The organism is Microbacterium sp. SY138, assembly GCF_039729145.1.
Taxonomy (GTDB): domain Bacteria; phylum Actinomycetota; class Actinomycetes; order Actinomycetales; family Microbacteriaceae; genus Microbacterium; species Microbacterium maritypicum_A.
The window spans coordinates 3,900,207-3,919,071 of record NZ_CP155793.1 but is presented as its reverse complement, the minus strand read 5'-3'; the positions used below and the strand labels follow the sequence as shown (position 1 = coordinate 3,919,071).

The window sequence follows — 18,865 nt, the reverse complement described above, 5'->3', positions numbered from 1 at the left end:
GACGCTCCGGACGAGTGATCGAGGCGGGGTCGACGTGCCGTGTCCCCTGTGGATAACTTAGGATGCCACGGTAGTCATCCCGGCTGTGAACGGCAACCTGCCCTTGAAAACACGCGTGCGTGTTGCAGCTGCCGGCCGACCCGGGGTTGTGGATAATGGCTGTGCGGTTCGTACCGGAAGACCACCAGAGGAGCGCGCAGATTTGCTCTGCGCGCCGGTAAGACGTACCCTTACTTGGTTGACTTATGCCATTTTTGGCAGTACCCCATGTCTCCGGTCGAAGTGAACCCGGTGGCAGCATTCCCGGAGTGATTCCATGAGCAAGCGCACCTTCCAGCCCAACAACCGTCGTCGCGCCAAGAAGCACGGCTTCCGTGCCCGCATGCGTACGCGTGCAGGCCGCGGCATCCTCGCTGCACGCCGCGCGAAGGGCCGCACCGAGCTCTCTGCGTAGTCCGCTGTGCTCGCCCGCCCGTATCGGCTGACCCGCGGGAGCGACTATCGTCTGGTCGTTCGTCGCGGTTCCCGTTGTGGCGGGGCGCGCGTCATCACCTCGATGCTGACGACGGGCGAGAGCAGAGCCGCAAGGTTCGGATTCATCATCAGCAAGCAGGTAGGCACCGCTGTGGTGCGCAACACCGTGCGTCGTCGGCTCAAAGCCGTGTGCGCGGAGGCGCTCCCGGGTGTTCCCGAGGGCACGGATGTCGTCATCCGTGCCCTTCCTGCGTCTGCCACGGCCTCCTTCGCGGAGCTTCGAGCCGATGTCGAACGCTGCTTGGGCAGACTGACGCCGGCTCCTGCCGCGGTGTCGGCATGACCGCGCTTCCAGCCTCGTCTGTCGGGACCGCGCAGTTGCACGCGCAGGACCTGATCCGCAGCATCCCGGTGATCCCGCGCAATCTCGTGCTGGGATTCCTCACCGCGTATCGCAAGGTCATCTCCCCGATGTACGGAGATGTCTGTGCGTACTATCCCAGCTGTTCCGCCTACGCTGTAGGTGCGGTGCAGCAGCACGGTGCAGTGAAGGGAGCAGCGCTCTCGGCATGGCGCATCCTCCGCTGCAACCCCTGGACTACCGGCGGCGTCGATGATGTCCGTCCGCACGACCACTTCCGTTACGACCTGACTGCACACGGTTTCGTCGTCCCTTCCCGAAAGGACTGATCGGTGGGTCTTGACCTTCTGCTCGCCAGTGCGACTCCCAGCCCCGAACCCGCGGCAGGTGGGTTCGATCTGATCGGCACCATCCTGTGGCCGCTCAAGTGGGTCGTCGAGCTCATCCTCGTCGCCTGGCACTGGCTGTTCACCGCCGTCGGGCTTCCTGCGGCATCCGGCATCACCTGGGTGCTGTCGATCGTCGGACTCGTCGTCGTGGTCCGTGCCGCTCTGATCCCGCTTTTCGTGAAGCAGATCAAGAGTCAGCGAAAGATGATGGAAATTGCTCCTGAACTGCGAAAAGTTCAGGAGAAGTACCGCGGCAAGAAGGATCAGCTCTCTCGCGAGGCCATGAGCCGCGAGACCATGGCGCTGTACAAGAAGCACGGCACGACACCGATGTCGAGCTGTCTGCCTCTGCTGGTGCAGATGCCGATCTTCTTCTCGCTGTACAAGGTGCTGAGCGATGTGAGCAAGCATGCGAAGGCAGGTGGTGGTGGCGTCGGACTCCTGAGCCCGGAGCTGACGAAGGAGTTCTACGACGCCAAGCTGTTCGGCGTCGCCTCGCTGCACGAGAACCTCGGCAATGCGATCGATGCGAAGAACACCACGGCGATCGTCATCCTGGTCACGCTCGTCGTCCTCATGATCGCTTCGCAGTTCTTCACACAGCTGCAGATCATCTCGAAGAACCTGTCGCCCGAGGCCAAGACCGGCCAGGCGTACCAGATGCAGAAGATCATGCTCTACGTGCTGCCGCTGGGCTTCATCTTCTCCGGTGTCTTCTTCCCGCTGGGCGTCGTCGTGTACTGGTTCATCTCGAACCTCTGGACCATGGGCCAGCAGTTCCTCGTCATCCGCGAGATGCCGACACCCGGTTCAGAAGCCGCCAAGGCTCGCGAGGAGCGCCTCGCCCGCAAGGGTAAGGCCATCGATTCCTCGGGCAAGGTCGTCCCGATGGCCGCTTATGAGGCGGAGCAGCAGCGTCTGCTCGAAGAGGCCGAGAAGGCCAAGGCGGAAGCACCGAAGCGTCAGCAGCCGGTCGGCAAGAAGCGCGCGAAGAAGAAGGGGAGCGGTTCATGAGCGAGACCATGACCGACAGCACCGAGCCCACCGTGGCTCAGCTCGAGAACGAAGGCGACGTCGCCGCGGACTATCTCGAGGAACTCCTCGACATCGCGGACATCGATGGCGACTTGAATCTCGACGTTCGTCAGGGCCGCGCTTATGTCTCGGTCGAGGCCGAGGGAGATGCATTGGCGTTGCTCTCCGCCCCGGATACGGTGCAGGCGCTGCAGGAACTGACGCGTCTCGCGGTGCAGAGCAAGACCGGGTCGTTCTCTCGACTGATCCTCGACATCGCCGGCTCCCGCGACACCCGTCGCCGTCAGTTGGAGACGTTGGTCGATGCCGCCGCCGCGAAGCTCGACGAGGGCTCGTCCCAGGCGTCCCTGCCTTCGATGTCGAGTTACGAGCGCAAGCTCGTGCATGACATTGCTGCCGAACGGGGTCTGGTCTCCGAGTCCTACGGTGAGGGTGCCGACCGCCACACGGTTCTTCGCCGTCGTTGATGTTTCACGTGAAACATCGTTCCGGGGGCAGGTATGAGTGAGCTTGAGCAGGAACCCTCGGTCGCTTCCGATCTCTTCGGAGACCGCATCGATGTGGCACGTTCGTTCACCTCTGCTCTCGCTCGCGAGGGGGAAGAGCGGGGCCTCATCGGTCCACTCGAGCTCCCACGGCTATGGACGCGTCACATCCTCAACAGCGTGATTGCTGCTCCCCTCTTTCATGGTTCCGTCGCTGATATCGGCTCTGGTGCCGGACTTCCTGGCCTGGTGCTCGCGATCGCGCGCCCGGACGTGCAATGGACTCTTGTTGAACCGATGGAGCGACGCGTCACCTGGCTCAACGAGCAGGTCGATGGACTGGAGCTCTCGAACGTGACCGTTCTTCGATCGCGTGCGGAGGATGTACGTCCTGCGGAAGGCTTTGATGTCGTGACTGCTCGCGCCGTCAGCGCACTGCGCACCCTGGTTCCGTTGACTGCTCCGCTGGTTCGAGATGGCGGCGAACTCGCTCTCCTCAAGGGAATGAACGCGCCGAATGAGATCGAGGCGGCCCAGAAGCAGATCAAGAAGTTCCGTCTGACGGATGTGAGGGTCGAGGTCTTGGGGGAGGGTATCCTTCCCGAAACCACCCGGGTGGTTCGCGCGCGCGTTCGCTAGGGCCGTCCAGTTCCACAGATAGGCGGGGTGTTTCACGTGAAACACCCCGCTTTTCTGTGTAGTGCTGTCGGGGCCAGTTTGCCTCGCGCCGGAGTGATGTCGGCTTTGGACGTGATGAACTGTCGGGCGCCTGTTTTCCGTAGAGGCCGGACGACCCGGGGATGCGGGTGGGGCTCCCGACGGAGGATCCTGGTGGGAGCGGGCCAAGCATGCCGGTGCTCCGTCCTCGCTATGTCTGTCTGGGGGAAAGCGGGGCTTGGGCGCCGCTCGACGCGGAGATCGCTGAAGTGCCGCCCATTACGCGGCGCACTTCTTCGTCGAGCAGACTAGAGGAGGTGTTTCACGTGAAACATGGTGGATAGAAGCACCTCGTGGCGCAGCCTCTCGTAGTGGTCCTGTGTCTCTGGGTGCTCGAATCGACGCAATGACGACGTTGTGGGGAATAGCCATCTCGGATTGTCGTCGGTGGAGTTGTCGCGGGCTGCCAGCGTGATGGCTTGTGGGTGTCGGTGTGCGTGTGGGCGTGGCGGATGCGCTCCCAGAAATGAGGTGTGCAGGCTTGCTGCCGGCAGGGACCTGGTGATGCCGAAGACGCTTGCTGCCTGGTTTCACGTGAAACACTGACGTGCGTACAGGCGTGAGATCGACGGCTCAATAGCTCCGCCAAGTCCCCCTTGACGAAGCGGGCACTATGCCGACCCCACCTTCGTAGAGGCCCGTCTGCCACAGTCACGGTTCTCGATGACTTTTGAGGCGTGTTTCACGTGAAACATGACCGCCTGTTCGTCCGCTATCCCGCGTGAAGACCGTTCTGCCGCCAGAACCGCGCGAACGACATCGATCTGGAGAGGCGCGGATAGTGGGGTGGGGGAGGGAGGTGGCTACTGTCTTTTGCAAGGGTCGACGTCTTCCATGTGCGCCCCATTTATCTGCGCCTGACCTTTGGCCACCGATCGCCGGTGTTGCGGATTGCGGCACCTCTTGTGAAGAGGGACTCCCTGTAGGCCTGCGACTCGCCGTAAAACTGGGACTTCCTGTGGAGAGTGGTCTTCGCGGGGGAGCGCGATCTGTCGCTGCTTCCCACTCGGGGGTGCGGGGATCCGCATGGTTGTCGTCCCAACGCATGGTCAGGTGTGGATGCACTTCCTCCAGGAATCACTGCGCTGGTATTGGTGTCCGCTCTCGTCCGTGCAGCCCTTCTTCACTCATGTTTCACGTGAAACGGCTCGAGGTACCGTGGTCGCGCCGCGGGCGGTCATCTCGAGGTACGTCCTTGCGAGGCTTATCGGCAGCATCGGGGCTCGCGCGGTGCGCGCGAGTCCCGCCCTCCGGCGCAAGCGGCCTTGTCCGTGAGCGCAGTACGGACGAGTTGATGTGAGGAAGAACGCCGCTCTGCGCCAGGCCATGTAAACCTTCGGTTCAAGCGCGTAGCTGGGTCAGCGCGGCTAGGAGAGTGCGGCTCAGGTATTGCGGCTAGGGGGTGCGGCAGGGGGTGCGGCTAGGGAGTCTGGTCAAGGGAATGTAGTTCCGGGAGTGCGCTTCGGTTGGGGTGCACGGGCTCGGGAACACATTTCAGGAGACGCGGCTCGGCACGAAAGTCCATGGCGCCCCGAAACTGACATACCCAGGCTGTGCCCCGCTGTCGTTCTGCCGGGGAGGAAGCGGTTCCCAGGGTGCACGCGCCTCGCGAACGACCCCCGTTTCACGTGAAACAACGGCCTCGACCGCCAAAGGGGCCCTCAGACCTCCTGAGATCTCGGATCCCTTTCCGCCCGCAACGTACCCTCGAAGGGCCCACGGCGTACGCTCCGTCATCGAAGGTCAGTCCCAGCGATTAGAGTGGAACGCGGCCCCGAAAGGAGTGGATGTTTCACGTGAAACAGTCCGAGAAGACGTCATCGAACGGATCGTTCGGGATGGATACGCCGCTCGCGCGGGAACTCGCTGACCTCTCCGCGCGCCGGCGCGCACTCGAGGCCACCACCGTGGAGTTCACCGGGGAAACCCGTGTGCTGACGGTGTCGAATCAGAAGGGCGGTGTGGGTAAGACCACTACCGCCGTGAACATCGCCTCCGCCCTGGCGGGAATGGGGGCGAAGGTTCTGGTCATCGACCTCGACCCCCAAGGCAATGCGTCCACGGCCTTGGGTGTGCCGCACAGCGCTGAGATTCCCAGCGTCTACGACGTACTGATCGATGAGCTCCCACTGGCGGACATCGTGCAGGAGAGCCCCGAGGATTCGAACCTCTTCTGTGCGCCGAGCACCATCCATCTCGCGGGTGCAGAGATCGAACTCGTTGCACAGGTCGCCCGAGAGCATCGCCTGCGTCGCGCGCTCGAGGCGTACCTGGCCGACCACCCTATGGATTTCGTCATCATCGACTGCCCCCCTTCGTTGGGGCTGCTCACGATCAACGCCTTCACGGCCGCGACCGAGGTCTTCATCCCGATCCAGTGCGAGTACTACGCCCTCGAGGGATTGAGTCAACTGCTCGGGAGCATTCAGATGATCCAGAAGCACCTGAATCCGGTCCTTCACCTCTCCACGATCCTGCTCACGATGTTCGATGGTCGTACGCGCCTGGCGCAGCAGGTCGCCGAAGAGGTGCGTACGCACTTCCCGGAGCAGGTACTCGAGACGGTCATCCCGCGTTCCGTCCGGGTATCGGAGGCCCCCAGCTTCGGTCAGACCGTGATCGCATACGACGGTCAGTCCGCCGGCGCGATCGCGTACCGTGAGGCCGCTGTTGAAATCGCGTCGCGCACAGCGACGCAGAGCAAGGAGAAATGATGGCGAAGCGCACTGGGCTGGGTCGGGGTATCGGCGCCCTCATCCCCACAGCTGATCAGTCGGAACGTCCCGTCGACGTGTTCTTCCCTGGTGCGAGCCTGCGACAGGCGAACGCGGAGACCGCGCCGGAGGTGGAGGCCGACGCACCCGATCTCGAGATCGTCCCCGGCATCCACCTGATCCAGGTCGACCCGAACACGATCGTCGCCAACCCCCGCCAGCCTCGAACACACTTCAACCCCGAAGATCTGGCAGAACTGGTGCACAGCGTGCGTGAGTTCGGTGTGCTGCAGCCCGTCGTGGTTCGCAAGAACACCGAGGGACAGTACGAGCTCATCATGGGCGAGCGGCGCACTCGTGCCGCTCGCGAGGCAGGTCTCGACGTCATCCCCGCGATCGTCCGCGACACCGCCGACGAAGATCTCCTGCGGGACGCGCTACTCGAGAACCTTCACCGCTCCGAGCTGAACCCGCTGGAAGAGGCCTCGGCCTATCAGCAGCTGCTCGAAGACTTCGGTATCACCCAGGAAGAGCTGGCCACTCGTATCGGACGCTCTCGTCCGCAGATCAGCAACACGATCCGTCTGCTGAAACTGCCGGTGCCGGTGCAGCAGCGGGTGGCGGCGGGAGTCCTGACCGCGGGCCACGCACGCGCGATCCTCAGCCTCGACAATCCCGAGTCCATGCAGCGCCTCGCGGACAAGGTCGTGAACGAAGACCTGTCGGTGCGCGCCACGGAGGAAGCGGCCAAGTCGCAGCCCAGCGCCGGCAAGTCCGTGAAGCCGACTCCCGGTGCACGACGTGCGTACCTCGATGAGGTCGCCGGCAAGCTCGGTGACCGGTTGAACACCCGGGTGAAGATCGCTCTAGGTGCACGAAAAGGCCAGGTCACGATCGACTTCGCTTCGATCCAGGATCTCAACCGCATTCTCGAAGAACTGGGAGAGGGCGGCTACGGCTCGTCGAAGTGATCTCCCGACAGGAGCAGCGCTAGCCTAGACTCGCGTCATCGTGACGACGAGGGGGATGTCATGTCGAGAACAGCCGGTCCAGCAGCCATCAAGCGCCGCGTGATCGCCGTCAGTATCGCGGCCGCGTTGGGTGGTTTCCTCTTCGGATTCGACACCGCCGTGATCAACGGTGCCGTCGACGCGCTGGCGGGCGACGTCTCGGGGTTCGATCTCGGGACTGCCCTGAAGGGCTTCGCCGTGTCTTCGGCCCTCATCGGCTGCGCCGTCGGTGCCTGGTTCGCGGGTCCGGTCTCCAACAAATACGGCCGCATCCCGGTCATGGTCGGCGCCGCCGCGATGTTCTTCATCTCCGCCATCGGTTCCGGTCTCGCCTTCAGCGTCGTCGATCTCATCATCTGGCGAGTCATCGGGGGCCTCGGCGTCGGTGCTGCCTCGGTGATCGCACCGGCCTACATCGCCGAGGTGTCGCCGGCCGCCATCCGCGGGCGCCTCGGCTCCCTGCAGCAGCTCGCCATCGTCACCGGTATCTTCGCGGCACTGCTCTCCGACGCACTGCTCGCCGGTATCGCCGGTGCCGCGGACCAGCCGCTGTGGGGTCTCACCGCGTGGCGCTGGATGTTCATGGTGGCCGCGATCCCTGCCCTGGTCTACGGGCTCATGTCGCTTCGGCTGCCGGAATCTCCGCGATATCTGGTGCGCAAGGGTGAGCTGAAGAGAGCTGCCGACGTTCTCGAGACCGTCACCGGGACCGTCGATGTGCAGGGGAAGATCGACGAGATCACCGGAACCATCGACACGGAGCGCTCGGAGTCGCTGCGTGACCTGCGCGGCAACCGTCTCGGCCTGAAGCCGATCGTCTGGATCGGCATCCTGCTGTCGGTGTTCCAGCAGTTCGTCGGCATCAACGTGATCTTCTACTACTCGACGACCCTCTGGCAGTCGGTGGGCTTCGACGAATCCAGCGCTCTGCTCACCTCCGTCATCACCTCGGTCACGAACATCGTCGTCACGATCGTGGCGATTCTGCTGGTGGACAAGATCGGTCGCCGGATCATGCTGCTGGTGGGTTCCGTCGGGATGACCGTGACGCTGGGCCTCATGGCGGTGGCATTCTCGTTCGGCACGCTGGACGCGCAGGGGACGGCGACGCTTCCCGACCCGTGGGCCACCATCGCCCTGATCTGCGCGAACGGTTTCGTCGTGTTCTTCGGCGCGAGCTGGGGTCCGCTGGTGTGGGTCCTGCTGGGCGAGATCTTCCCGAACTCGATCAGAGCCGGTGCTCTCGCCGTCGCGGCTGCAGCGCAGTGGGTCGCGAACTTCTTCATCTCCACGACGTTCCCGGCGTTCGCTGAGATCGGCCTCACATTCGCCTACGGGTTCTACGCGTTCTTCGCGCTCCTGTCGTTCTTCTTCGTGTTCTTCAAGGTGCCGGAGACCAAGGGCAGGGAGCTCGAAGACATGACCGAGAACATGAAGGTGGAGCGCCGGAGGGGCCCGCAGCCGACGTAGGCTGGAAGTATGACCGAGTCCGTACAGCGTCGCGCCAGCCTGGAAGTGCTGCGTGCCGAAGCGGCGGACGAACTCGCGGTCCTCATCCAGGAGCGCCTTCTCGGGGGAGAGGACCCCTGGGAGTTCATGGAAGAGCTCCCCAGCGTCGATGAGCTCGTCGTCTACCTGCTGCGCGCGGACAACATCAATGCGAACGACGGCGTGCGTCCCAATGCGGCCCGACACTATCGCGTGCTCCGGCAGATCGCCCTGGAGTACCCGGAGCTGACATCGGCCGTCTGGGGCCTGCTGGACGAGAAGCAGCGCCACCGGCGCTGGGATCCGACCGTCGCCGACGCCTCCTGAGGTGGGCGTGGTTCTCGTTCCCCACGATCCGAGCTGGGCAGCGGTCTTCGAGAACATCGCGGTGGAGCTGAGGGAGTGCGGGAATCCGCACTGGCTCGTCGAGCACATCGGATCCACCGCCATCCCGGGCATGGATGCCAAACCGATCATCGACCTCGCCGTGCGAATCGCAGACGAGGATGACTTCGGGCGGCACCGAGCCGGTCTCGAAGCCGTGGGGTGGAGGCTCGGGAGCGGAGTGCGCAGCCACCGGGTGATGATCTTCGAGCAGGACGGCGTCCGCACGCGAATTGCCCACTTCTTCGGCGCGGACGAGTGGGCTGATGTGAACCAGCGGATACTTCGGGACTGGCTGTTGCAGCATCCGGACGACGTCGAGCTCTACGCACGTGCGAAGCATGCCGCCGTGGGCACCGCCCTTCGGGGAGAGGGCTCGTACAACGACGGGAAGACGGCCGTGATCCAGAACATCCTCGATCGGGCTCGCGCCGCGCGCGGACTGCCGTCCGTCTCGGTGCACGACAAGCACTGAGAAGGACGGCGTCGCGGACGCGATGCGACGCGGAGACGAAGAAGGGGCCGTACCTCCCCGGGAGGTACGGCCCCTTCTTGTCAGAGGATCAGCCGATGAATGCGGCAAGGTCCTTCTCGAGCGCGAACTTGGGCTTGGCGCCGATGATGGTCGTCTTGACCTCACCACCGTGGAAGACCTTCATCGCCGGGATCGACGTGATCTGATACTTCATCGCCAGCTCGGGGTTCTCGTCGACGTTGAGCTTGAGGATGGTGATCTTGTCGGGGTTGTCGGCCTGGATCTCGTCCAGAACCGGCGCGACCATACGACACGGACCGCACCACTCAGCCCAGAAGTCCACCAGCACCGGACCGTCGGCCTGCAGAACGTCCTGCTCCCAGGTCGCCTGGCTCGTAGCCTTTGCACTCATCAGAGTTCTCCTTGATTCGAGGTTCGTCTGCTACAACAGCCGACGAGGGGAAAGTGTTCCCGGGCTATGCCGAGGCGGTGAGGATCTCAGCGGCCTCGGCTGCCGGGACCTCGACGGAGGCGTCTTCGAAGTCTGCGAGGAAGTGCTCCGCGTCGAGAGCGGCGACCGTCCCCGTGCCGGCAGCCGTGATGGCCTGACGATAGGTGGGGTCGATGACGTCGCCGGCAGCGAAGACTCCGGGAACCGAGGTCTTCGACGAACGGCCGTCGACCCAGATGGTGCCTTCCGACGTCAGCTCGAGCTTGTCGTGCACGAGGTGCGTGCGCGGGTCGTTGCCGATGGCGATGAAGAGTCCGTCGAGCGGGAGGTCGCTGAGGGTGCCGTCAACGGTCGAGCGCAGCTGCACGCCGGTCACGGAGTCACCACCGAGCACCTCGGCGACCTCACTGTTCCAGACGAACTCGATCTTCTCGTTCGCGAAGGCGCGCTCCTGCATGATCTTCGACGCTCGCAGGGTGTCCTTGCGGTGGATGACGTAGACCTTGTCGGCGAAACGGGTGAGGAACGTGGCCTCTTCCATCGCGGAATCGCCGCCTCCGACGACCGCGATCGTCTTCTCGCGGAAGAAGAACCCGTCGCACGTGGCACACCAGGAGACGCCGTAGCCCGAGAGGCGCTCTTCACCTTCGATGCCGAGCTTGCGGTAGGCGGAACCGGTCGCGTAGATCAGGGACTGCGTCTCGTGCTCCGCACCGCTGCCGAGGATAACCTTCTTGACGGGACCGTCGAGCTGCAGCTCGGTGACGTCGTCGTAGACGACCTCGGTGCCGAACTTCTCCGCCTGCTCCTGGAACTTGGCCATGAGTTCGGGGCCCTGGATGCCTTCGGGGAAGCCCGGGTAGTTCTCGACCTCGGTGGTGTTCATCAGCTCGCCGCCGACCTCGACGGAGCTCGCGATGAGCAGCGGCTTGAGGTTCGCCCTGGCCGCGTAGATGGCAGCCGTGAATCCGGCGGGGCCGGAGCCGATGATGATGACCTGACGCATGTGCTCTCCGTCTTAGAAACTGCAGTCGAATGACCTTCGAATGCTTCAACCCATGGTAACCGCGAGGCATTCCCCGCACAGTCTGCGCCGCTGCGCTGGGAGAAGCCTTTGGGGTGGGATCAGCGACCGGGCAGGAAGCGACGGATGAGGGCGCTGCCGGCCTTGAGCTCAGGGGCACGCAGGGCGGCGAGGATGGCGATGTAGACGATCACCACGATGAGCCCGATGATCGCGGTGCCGAGGGTGGCGGGGATCACACCGGAGGTGGCCCATCCGGTGGTGCCACCGAGAAGCTGGAACACTCCCCAACCCGCGAGTCCTGCCGGTAGCCCGGCGATCGCGAAACGAAGGATCGCGATCATCCAGGATGCGACGCCCAGCCCGCCGATCTTGCGGTGGAGCAACCAGGTGGCAACGATCGTCTGGAGGGTGCTGGCAATCGACTGCCCGAGGGCGACGGCCGCGGCGAGCTGAGTCAGGGGAATGACGTCTGCCGAGAGGAGCGCTGCGGCTGCGAGCGCGGTGACGACGATCAGCACACACTGGAAGATCGTGAACCAGAACGGCGTGCGCGTGTCGTCGTAAGCGTAGAACGTGCGCTGGACAATGAAGAGGATGGTCAACGGAATCAGACTGAGCAGGTAACAGAGCAGCACCAGCGCCGCGCCCTGAGCGTCCGGGGCGCTCTCGGTGAAAACACGAGAGGCCGGGATCGCCGCCGCTGCGACGGCAGCGACCGCGGCGACGATGAAGAAGAGGAGAGTTCGGATGCTGCGGGAGATGTCCGCACGTACCTCGTCGTGACGACCGGCCGCAGCATGCTCGCTGATCTGCGTGAAGTACGGCGTACCTATGGAGAGAACGATGACCGAGTACGGCAACATGAAGATTAGCCATGCGTTGCCCGTGACGGCGAGGGAGGCTCCAGTCCCAGAGGCGGCGCTCACGATCCGACCCTGCAGGATGCCAGCCGCCAGCGACGCAAAAGCCATCAAGAAAGTCCAGCCTGCCAGCTTGCCGACCCCTCCCAGTCCGACGCCGCGCCAGCGGAAGTCAGGCCGTAGAGAGAGTCCGGTGCGCCGCCAGAACAGCAGAAGAACGAGCGCTTGGATAGCGATGCCCAGCGTCGCGGTACCGCCGAGCGTTGCGATCATGTCGGGGGTCCAGTCCGCCGACACCCGGGAGACCGGCGAGAACACCCAGCCCAGCACGAGGAACCCGATGATGGAGACGATGTTGTTGACGACGGGCGCCCACGTGAACGGGCCGAAAATGCGACGGGCGTTGAGCGCTTCGCCGAGGAGCGCGTAGAGGCCGTAAAACAGGATCTGTGGGAGGCACCAGTAGGCCAATGCAGTCGCCAAGGCTTGGGTGGTGGGAGAGAGGCCGCCAGCCACGAGCTGGATCAGCCACGGGGCCGCGATCGTCGCAATGGCAGTGACGGCGACGAGTACGACGGTGCCGAGCGTGAAGAGCTTCGAGATGAAGGCGTTTCCGCCGTCGGCATCCGCAGCTGCCTTGACGATCTGGGGCACGATGACCGCCGTGAGGATTCCCACGGAGATGAGCGAGAACACGCTGTTCGGCAATGTGTTGGCAGCGGCGAAAGCATCAGCAGGACCCGACTTGTACGAGCCGATCACTCCGACGAGCACGATGCTGCGGAGCAGGCCGGTCAGTCGAGAGACGAGGGTGCCGGCGCCGATGATGGCGCTCGCGCGGCCGAGACTACTCAATCTGTCTCCCGTCGCCGGTCTTGTCTCCAGTCGTCGGTGCAGGAGCATCGGATTCGGCTTCCACGACCACCTCGTCTTCCGTGGACACCTCCGCCTCCGCGGCCACCTCGTCGAGTTTCTCGAGCTCGGCCTCCGCCTCGGCCTCCTCAGCAGCCTCGTGGCGCTTGCGGCGGACCGTCCGGATCACACCGAGGGTGATCAGGAGGACGGCGAGACCTCCGAAGATGACCAGACCGATGGTCTCCCACTCGGCGCGAACGGCGACTCGGATCTCCTGCTGACCCTGGATCTGCACGCCGGTGGGGCTGTAGAGGCTGAGCCGCAGGTCGACCTCACCGCTGCCGACGCGTGCCGACACCGGGACCTTGACGCGCTTCGTCGAGTTCGCCTCGACGACGGTCTCGGTCATCGGGGTGACTTCGAGGCGCGGGTCGGTCGGCGAGACGAACAGCTGCACCGTCACCGGCCACGGAAGGTCATTGCGCACGGCGATCGGCAGGTCGGCGTTGGCCGTGAGCAGCTGGATGGTGCTGGACGGCGGGATGCTCACGGCCGCGAGCGTCTCCGTGGTGCGCTTCCGGTGCTTCTCGACACCGTCGGCGAAGGACTTCGCCGACGATCCGACGGCCAGCGTGCGGAGGATCCTGATGCGCTCGGGGCTCAGCAGCACCTGGGGGTCGGTGAGGATCGAGGCGAAGGCGGTGAGAGTGCCCTCATCGGCGAGGAGCTCGTTGACCGCGGTGGCGCGAGCGGGATCGGCCTGGGAGGTGAGGGCGGCCGGAACCGGCGGTGTCGCGCGGAGCGCGGACAGCTCGAATCCGATCGAATCGGCGGCCGAGATCGCGTCGCGCAACGCGTCGGCGTCGCGGTTCTCGTCGCGGTCGAGTCCGACGAGCAGGGGGGCACCGGCGACGCGATCCTCGGCGAGCAGGAGCAGAGCAGCGGCCTCGGCGAGGAGGCGCTGGCGATCGAGCGGGTCCGCTTCGGCCGCGACGTCGGACAAGGACTCGGACAGGCCCGTGTCTGTGACCAGGAGGTCGTTTCCGCCGAGCGTGGCGTGCGCCGCACTCTGTCCGCCGAGCGCTGCCGAGGAGACGACCGTGGTCGTGCCCTCGCCGAGGTAGCGCGTGAACGAGGAGAGGTCGTCGGGTCCGAGGTCGTCGTCCGGCCACAGGATTCGAGGAAGGGCACCCTCGACGGCCGTGAGCTCCTGGTCGTCAGGAAGCTGCGGCGTGTTGGTCGGGCTGGGGGACGGGCCCGGCGTCGCGCTCGGTCCGTCCGTCGAGGAGACGCTGGCAGGTGCCTGCGGGAAGTTCGCGGGATCGAGGAACGGAGCCAGCGTCGTCGGCTGCAGGAGTGCGGGTAGCCCCGCCTGTGCCTGAGCGGTGGCATCCGCATCACCGAACTGCAGTGCGAACCGTGCGTTGGGCAGAGCTTCGAGACGGGTGAGCCAGTCCTGGGCCGACCGCGGCGCTGAGGAGCCGAGCACGCGGATGGCCGTGAGGATCGACGGGTCGATCGCGAGCACCGCGGTGGTTCCTGCGACACCGTCGAGCTGAGCGGTGAGAGCACCGTCCGGCGCGGTGAGCGCGGCGAGTTCGTCGGAACTGAGCAGCGCCCCACCCTCCGGCGTCGCGGTGACCGGGACCAGGACACCGACCTGCGTCGTCTGGGAGTCCGCCACGACCAGCACGCTCGTGGCGGCGGCCGCGACGGCTGTCGCGCGATCGTCGGTGGCGCTCGCCGTCTTCGCGCCGGTGAGCTCTGCGCGCAGCGGGTACACACCAGGGGTGAGATCGGAGAGGGTGTCGGCGGGCACGAAGACCGTCGCCGTGGCCGACGTGTCGGCCTCGAGTGGCGCCGTCGTCTCGGAACCGATCGTCGCGAAGTCGCCAGGAGCCTCACCCTCGTCGAGCCAGCTCGTGACCGACGCCTCATCCGTCAGGGGAGTCTTGCTGAGCTCCACCTGCACCTGACCGCCGGAGAGCTTCGAATCCGTGTCGTTCTGCAGCGTAATCATCGCCGTGGTCGCGGAACCGGGGGCGACGAGCCCCCGCAGACCTGCGGAGACATGGAACCCGATGCTCTGCTCGTCGTCTGAGGAGGATCCGCCGGCGGCGATGGCGGTGCTCGGGAGAGCGACCGTGTAGGCGCCCAAAGCGATCGCGAGTACAGCGGTCCCGCCTGCGAGCCTTCGCAGGCGCGCACGGAAGCCGTGCTCGGGGGTGATCGCGGTCATGAAGGTCTTCCTCGAACGCCCGGAAAAGGGCTGATCGTGAGTACTGACCCCCTGATTCTAGGAGGCCTGGGGAAGGAGAACCCTGAAGACGCGTAGAGTGACGGCCGTGTCCGACACCCCCGCACCCCACACCGACCCGCTTCTCGTCGCCGCACTCGCTTCTGATCTCGACGCCGCCGACCTGCGTTCCGCGCCCCTTCGCCGACTGTGGGGCGAGGAGGCCGACGATGCCCTCGCCCGCGGGATGAGAGAGCCTATCCTGCGCGCGATCGCCGGTGACGGGGGCGTGCTGGCGACCCTGGGACGCCTCCTGGTGCTCGGCATGCCGCAGCCGCGGGTGGCGGTCGCCGCCGCATTGCCGCAGCTCGGCGTGGACGGGCTCGTGGCGCTCGCACTCGCGAAAGCCGATGCCGATACCGTGACCCCGACCGTCCTGCTGCGTCCACAGTCGTTCGTAGACGCCGACGGCGTCGGGGAGTGGTGGATCGCCAGCGACCTCGATGAGGTCGCGCTCGACGGCCCTCTTCCTCTCGACCACGTGCTCGGGGTCGGCGGGGCGTCGCGCACTCTCGCCGAGACGATCGTTCCCATCCAGGTCGATCGCGCGCTCGATCTGGGGACCGGGTGCGGGATCCAGGCGCTCCTCGTCGCCCGTCGGGCCGGCACCGTGATCGCGACCGACATCTCGGAGCGCGCCCTGGCCTTCGCGGAACTCAACGCCCGCCTCAACGGCGTGGCCAACATCGAGTTCCGACACGGCAGCATGTTCGAGCCCGTCGCGGGCGAGGCCTTCGACCTGATCGTCTCCAACCCGCCGTTCGTCATCACCCCCCGGATGGACGGCGTCCCGGCGTACGAATACCGCGACGGCGGACTGGAGGGAGACGCGCTCGTCGAGCAGTTCGTGCGGAGCGCACCCGCGTATCTGACGCAGCACGGCATCGCCCAGCTGCTCGGCAATTGGGAGTCGCGGGCCGGGATCACGGGCCTCGCACGTCTCGACGCGTGGGTGCCGAGCGACATCGACCTCTGGGTGATCGAACGCGAGGAGCTGTCGCCGCTCGGCTACGCGGAGTTGTGGATCCGTGACGGCGGCACCACACCCCGCGACCCTGCATTCACCCCGTTGCTGACCGCCTGGCTTGACGACTTCGCCGCGCGAGGGGTGACGTCGGTCGGATTCGGCTACGTACTGATGCGGCGAGGCTCGACGCCTCCGCTTCGCCGTACGGAGCGCATCGCCCAGCCGGTCTCCAACGTCGGTGCCGCTCTCGGTACCGGGCTGGCCGCGCACGACGCCCTCGCCGACGGGCTTCCTGCAACGCTGGTGACGGCACCCGATGTCACCGAGGCCCGGCACCTGCTTCCGGGCAACGACGACCCGAGCGTCATCGAGCTGCGACAGGGCGGCGGCTTCGCCCGGACGGTGAACGTGGATCCCGCGCTCGCCGGGTTCGTGGGCGCGTGCGACGGCGAGCTCACCGTGGTGCAGATCGTCTCGGCGCTGGCCGACCTCTTCGAGGTTCCGCTCCCGGATCTGTGGGCCGAGATCGAGCCACGCATCCGGTCACTCGTGCTCGACGGCATCCTGGTACCGGGGGAATAGACGGCGTTTCCATGCGTTGGAATAGATCATGAAGGCTTTCGGATTCCTCTCCTTCGGGCACTATGCGGATGTGCCCGGCTCAGTGACCCGCACCGCGGGGGACATGCTGAAGCAGACCATCGCGATCGCCGAGGGCGCAGACGAGATCGGTGTGAACGGCGCATACGTTCGTGTGCACCATTGGGCGCGTCAGGCGGCTTCGCCGATGCCCCTGTTGACGGCCATGGCGGCGCGCACGAAGCGCATCGAGGTCGGCACCGGGGTGATCGACATGCGCTACGAGAACCCGTTCCAGTTCGCGGAAGAAGCGGCCGCGCTGGATCTGATCTCCGACGGACGCATCGCGCTCGGGGTGAGCCGCGGTTCACCCGAGACGGCTCTGCGCGGCTATGAGACCTTCGGCTACGTCGATGAGGAGGACACCGAGCGCGGGAGCGTCATCGCCCGGGAGAAGTTCGACCTGTTCCTGCGCGCGATCGACGGCGAGGGAATCGCCCCCGGTGATCCCCGCATGGTGGGCGCCGGACGCTACCTCGCGATCGAGCCGCAGTCGCCGACGCTTCGCGATCACGTCTGGTGGGGATCGGGCTCGCGTCCCACCGCGATCGAGACGGGTCGCAAGGGCCTGAACATGATGAGCTCGACGCTCGTCACCGAGGCCACAGGGCAGCCGTTCCACGAGTTGCAGCGTGAGCAGATCGACCTCTTCCGCTCGGCGTACAAGGAGGCCGGTCACACCGGCACACCGCGCGTCTCGGTCAGTCGCAGCGTGTTCCCGCTGGTGTCCGATATGGACCGGGCCTACTTCGGCCTTCGCAGCGAGGAGAACGCCGACCAGATCGGCATCATCGACGGCTTCCGTTCCACGTTCGGCAAGACCTATGCGGCGGAGCCCGACGTGCTGATCGAACAGCTGAAGCAGGACGAGGCGGTGATGGCCGCTGACACCCTGATGCTGACGATCCCGAACCAGCTCGGACCGGAGTACAACCTGCATGTGCTGGAGTCGTTCGCGAAACATGTGGCACCCGCACTCGGATGGAAGCCGAACACGGAAGGGCCCGTTCAGGGCGACGCCATCTGATCAAGACCCTCGTCCTTGACAAGGCGTCGCTGAACGCTGACGCTGGGTGACGGCGCGTCGATGGACGCGTCGTCACCCCGTGCAGTTCCGGAGGCAGTCATGACCCGTGTTCGCGTCGATCTCAACATCTCGCTCGACGGCTTCGCCACGACGACGGATCAGACTCCCGAGAACCCGTTCGGCGAGGACTGGGGGCGGTTGACGGCGGCATATACGGCAACCCGCACGTTCCACGAACGCGTCTTCCATGACACCAGCGGGGCGGGCACCACCGGCGTGGACGAGAAGTACGCCTCGCACTACTTCGAGAACATCGGCGCCGAGATCATGGGGGCCGGGATGTTCGGGCTCCACGCGAACCAGGACGACCCCGACTGGCGCGGATGGTGGGGAGAGGAGCCGCCGTTCCAGGCTCCGGTGTTCGTGCTCACGCACACCCCGCGTCCGTCGATCGAGTTCGCCAACGGCACGAGCTTCCACTTCCTGTCTGCCGAGCCCGAGGAGGCGCTCCGGAAGGCGGTCGCCGCTGCGGATGGACGCGACGTGCGCGTCGGAGGCGGGGCGACGACCGTGCGCGAGTACCTTCGCGCCGGACTCGTCGACGACCTGCATGTGGGGATCACGCCGATCCTGATCGGCAGCGGGATCCGCCTGTGGGACGACCTGCGCGGGTTCGAGTCGGGCTACCGCGTGACCTCGGAGGTCGCCGAGTCCGGTGTCACGCACATCACGTTCTCCCGCGAGGGCTGACCCGGGCAGGCGGGGTCGATCTGGAAAGCTGGACCGGTGCGCATCCGACCGTTCCAGCCCGAAGACACCGATGCCGTCGTGGCCCTGTGGGAGACCGCAGGTCTCACGAGACCGTGGAACGACCCGCTTCAGGACATCGCCCGCAAGGCGACAGTGCAGCCGCATCTCTTCGTGGTGGCGGAGGACGAGACAGGGCGGATCCTCGGTTCGGTCATGGCCGGCTACGACGGACATCGCGGGTGGATGAACTATCTCGCCACGAATCTCGATGCACGAGGGCTCGGGGTGGGCAGGGCACTCGTCGCCCACGTCGAGGCCGGTCTGCGCGATCTGGGCTGCCCCAAGGTGAACCTGCAGGTGCGGACGGGGAACGCCCAGGTCGTCGAGTTCTACCGACGCCTCGGCTACGAGATCGACGACACGGTCGACCTGGGCAAGAGGCTCATCGCCGACGTGTAGTC

18 protein-coding genes and 1 pseudogene are annotated in these 18,865 nt (G+C 65.5%); 15 read left to right on the top strand and 4 right to left on the bottom strand.

Going from position 1 to position 18,865, the window contains the following annotated elements:
• Positions 1-316: 316 nt before the first annotated feature.
• From rpmH to ABDC25_RS18890, 11 genes and pseudogenes are all read left to right on the top strand, one after another.
• Positions 317-454 carry a 50S ribosomal protein L34 gene (rpmH, locus tag ABDC25_RS18940; RefSeq protein WP_013584598.1) on the top strand — a complete coding sequence of 46 codons (138 nt, stop codon included), beginning with the start codon at positions 317-319 and terminating at the stop codon, positions 452-454.
• A 6-nt stretch (positions 455-460) separates the two neighbouring features.
• Entirely contained in the window at positions 461-817 is a 357-nt protein-coding gene (gene rnpA, locus ABDC25_RS18935) for a ribonuclease P protein component (RefSeq protein WP_021201385.1), read from the top strand.
• Positions 814-1,164, top strand: a complete 351-nt coding sequence (gene yidD, locus ABDC25_RS18930; protein WP_029259463.1) for a membrane protein insertion efficiency factor YidD — start codon at positions 814-816, stop codon at positions 1,162-1,164. The genes rnpA and yidD overlap by 4 nt, the downstream gene beginning before the upstream one ends.
• A gap of 3 nt (positions 1,165-1,167) precedes the next feature.
• Positions 1,168-2,238: a membrane protein insertase YidC gene (gene yidC, locus ABDC25_RS18925; protein WP_347124166.1), complete on the top strand. Its 1,071-nt coding sequence runs from the start codon at positions 1,168-1,170 to the stop codon at positions 2,236-2,238.
• Positions 2,235-2,726, top strand: coding sequence for a R3H domain-containing nucleic acid-binding protein (locus ABDC25_RS18920; RefSeq protein WP_021201388.1), 492 nt, complete (start codon positions 2,235-2,237; stop codon positions 2,724-2,726). The genes yidC and ABDC25_RS18920 overlap by 4 nt, the downstream gene beginning before the upstream one ends.
• Positions 2,692-3,383 (top strand): annotated as a pseudogene (gene rsmG / locus ABDC25_RS18915) (16S rRNA (guanine(527)-N(7))-methyltransferase RsmG). The gene ABDC25_RS18920 and the pseudogene rsmG overlap by 35 nt, the downstream one beginning before the upstream one ends.
• Before the next feature lie 1,865 nt (positions 3,384-5,248).
• Positions 5,249-6,175: a ParA family protein gene (locus tag ABDC25_RS18910; RefSeq protein WP_021201390.1), complete on the top strand. Its 927-nt coding sequence runs from the start codon at positions 5,249-5,251 to the stop codon at positions 6,173-6,175.
• Entirely contained in the window at positions 6,175-7,146 is a 972-nt protein-coding gene (locus tag ABDC25_RS18905; RefSeq protein ID WP_021201391.1) for a ParB/RepB/Spo0J family partition protein, read from the top strand. Before ABDC25_RS18910 ends, ABDC25_RS18905 begins: the two co-directional genes overlap by 1 nt.
• A gap of 60 nt (positions 7,147-7,206) precedes the next feature.
• Positions 7,207-8,655 carry a sugar porter family MFS transporter gene (locus ABDC25_RS18900; RefSeq protein ID WP_347124163.1) on the top strand — a complete coding sequence of 483 codons (1,449 nt, stop codon included), beginning with the start codon at positions 7,207-7,209 and terminating at the stop codon, positions 8,653-8,655.
• 9 nt (positions 8,656-8,664) lie between these two features.
• On the top strand, positions 8,665-9,000 hold the full coding sequence (locus tag ABDC25_RS18895) for a hypothetical protein (RefSeq protein ID WP_021201393.1): 336 nt from the start codon (positions 8,665-8,667) through the stop codon (positions 8,998-9,000).
• 7 nt (positions 9,001-9,007) lie between these two features.
• Positions 9,008-9,532, top strand: coding sequence for a GrpB family protein (locus ABDC25_RS18890; protein ID WP_157749872.1), 525 nt, complete (start codon positions 9,008-9,010; stop codon positions 9,530-9,532).
• 88 nt (positions 9,533-9,620) lie between these two features.
• Here the strand turns inward: ABDC25_RS18890 and trxA are convergent, their stop codons facing one another.
• The 4 genes from trxA to ABDC25_RS18870 all read right to left on the bottom strand — a co-directional run bounded on the left by trxA (position 9,621) and on the right by ABDC25_RS18870 (position 14,964).
• On the bottom strand, positions 9,621-9,944 hold the full coding sequence (gene trxA, locus ABDC25_RS18885; protein ID WP_021201395.1) for a thioredoxin: 324 nt from the start codon (positions 9,942-9,944) through the stop codon (positions 9,621-9,623).
• A gap of 64 nt (positions 9,945-10,008) precedes the next feature.
• Complete coding sequence (gene trxB / locus ABDC25_RS18880; RefSeq protein WP_021201396.1) at positions 10,009-10,989, bottom strand: thioredoxin-disulfide reductase; 981 nt, start codon at positions 10,987-10,989, stop codon at positions 10,009-10,011.
• 119 nt (positions 10,990-11,108) lie between these two features.
• Positions 11,109-12,725 carry a murein biosynthesis integral membrane protein MurJ gene (gene murJ, locus ABDC25_RS18875; protein WP_347124160.1) on the bottom strand — a complete coding sequence of 539 codons (1,617 nt, stop codon included), beginning with the start codon at positions 12,723-12,725 and terminating at the stop codon, positions 11,109-11,111.
• Positions 12,718-14,964 carry a DUF6049 family protein gene (locus tag ABDC25_RS18870; RefSeq protein ID WP_347124158.1) on the bottom strand — a complete coding sequence of 749 codons (2,247 nt, stop codon included), beginning with the start codon at positions 14,962-14,964 and terminating at the stop codon, positions 12,718-12,720. The genes murJ and ABDC25_RS18870 overlap by 8 nt, the downstream gene beginning before the upstream one ends.
• Positions 14,965-15,070: 106 nt before the next feature.
• On the opposite strand from ABDC25_RS18870, the gene ABDC25_RS18865 reads away from it, so the two are divergent.
• From ABDC25_RS18865 to ABDC25_RS18850, 4 genes are all read left to right on the top strand, one after another.
• Positions 15,071-16,570, top strand: coding sequence for a methyltransferase (locus ABDC25_RS18865; protein WP_031208184.1), 1,500 nt, complete (start codon positions 15,071-15,073; stop codon positions 16,568-16,570).
• A gap of 28 nt (positions 16,571-16,598) precedes the next feature.
• Positions 16,599-17,654 carry an LLM class flavin-dependent oxidoreductase gene (locus ABDC25_RS18860; protein WP_347124156.1) on the top strand — a complete coding sequence of 352 codons (1,056 nt, stop codon included), beginning with the start codon at positions 16,599-16,601 and terminating at the stop codon, positions 17,652-17,654.
• 99 nt (positions 17,655-17,753) lie between these two features.
• Positions 17,754-18,404, top strand: coding sequence for a dihydrofolate reductase family protein (locus ABDC25_RS18855; protein ID WP_029259455.1), 651 nt, complete (start codon positions 17,754-17,756; stop codon positions 18,402-18,404).
• A 36-nt stretch (positions 18,405-18,440) separates the two neighbouring features.
• Positions 18,441-18,863, top strand: a complete 423-nt coding sequence (locus ABDC25_RS18850) for a GNAT family acetyltransferase (protein ID WP_029259454.1) — start codon at positions 18,441-18,443, stop codon at positions 18,861-18,863.
• Positions 18,864-18,865: the final 2 nt, after the last annotated feature.

What these genes read in the sequence shown, in the direction of transcription:
- ABDC25_RS18900 (WP_347124163.1), top strand. Translation starts at nt 7,207, where the DNA reads ATGTCGAGAACAGCCGGTCCAGCAGCCATCAAGCGCCGCGTGATCGCC.
- trxB (WP_021201396.1), bottom strand. Translation starts at nt 10,989, where the DNA reads ATGCGTCAGGTCATCATCATCGGCTCCGGCCCCGCCGGATTCACGGCT.
- yidD (WP_029259463.1), top strand. Translation starts at nt 814, where the DNA reads ATGACCGCGCTTCCAGCCTCGTCTGTCGGGACCGCGCAGTTGCACGCG.
- trxA (WP_021201395.1), bottom strand. Translation starts at nt 9,944, where the DNA reads ATGAGTGCAAAGGCTACGAGCCAGGCGACCTGGGAGCAGGACGTTCTG.
- ABDC25_RS18895 (WP_021201393.1), top strand. Translation starts at nt 8,665, where the DNA reads ATGACCGAGTCCGTACAGCGTCGCGCCAGCCTGGAAGTGCTGCGTGCC.
- ABDC25_RS18920 (WP_021201388.1), top strand. Translation starts at nt 2,235, where the DNA reads ATGAGCGAGACCATGACCGACAGCACCGAGCCCACCGTGGCTCAGCTC.
- rpmH (WP_013584598.1), top strand. Translation starts at nt 317, where the DNA reads ATGAGCAAGCGCACCTTCCAGCCCAACAACCGTCGTCGCGCCAAGAAG.
- ABDC25_RS18910 (WP_021201390.1), top strand. Translation starts at nt 5,249, where the DNA reads ATGTTTCACGTGAAACAGTCCGAGAAGACGTCATCGAACGGATCGTTC.
- ABDC25_RS18860 (WP_347124156.1), top strand. Translation starts at nt 16,599, where the DNA reads ATGAAGGCTTTCGGATTCCTCTCCTTCGGGCACTATGCGGATGTGCCC.
- ABDC25_RS18905 (WP_021201391.1), top strand. Translation starts at nt 6,175, where the DNA reads ATGGCGAAGCGCACTGGGCTGGGTCGGGGTATCGGCGCCCTCATCCCC.
- ABDC25_RS18855 (WP_029259455.1), top strand. Translation starts at nt 17,754, where the DNA reads ATGACCCGTGTTCGCGTCGATCTCAACATCTCGCTCGACGGCTTCGCC.
- ABDC25_RS18870 (WP_347124158.1), bottom strand. Translation starts at nt 14,964, where the DNA reads ATGACCGCGATCACCCCCGAGCACGGCTTCCGTGCGCGCCTGCGAAGG.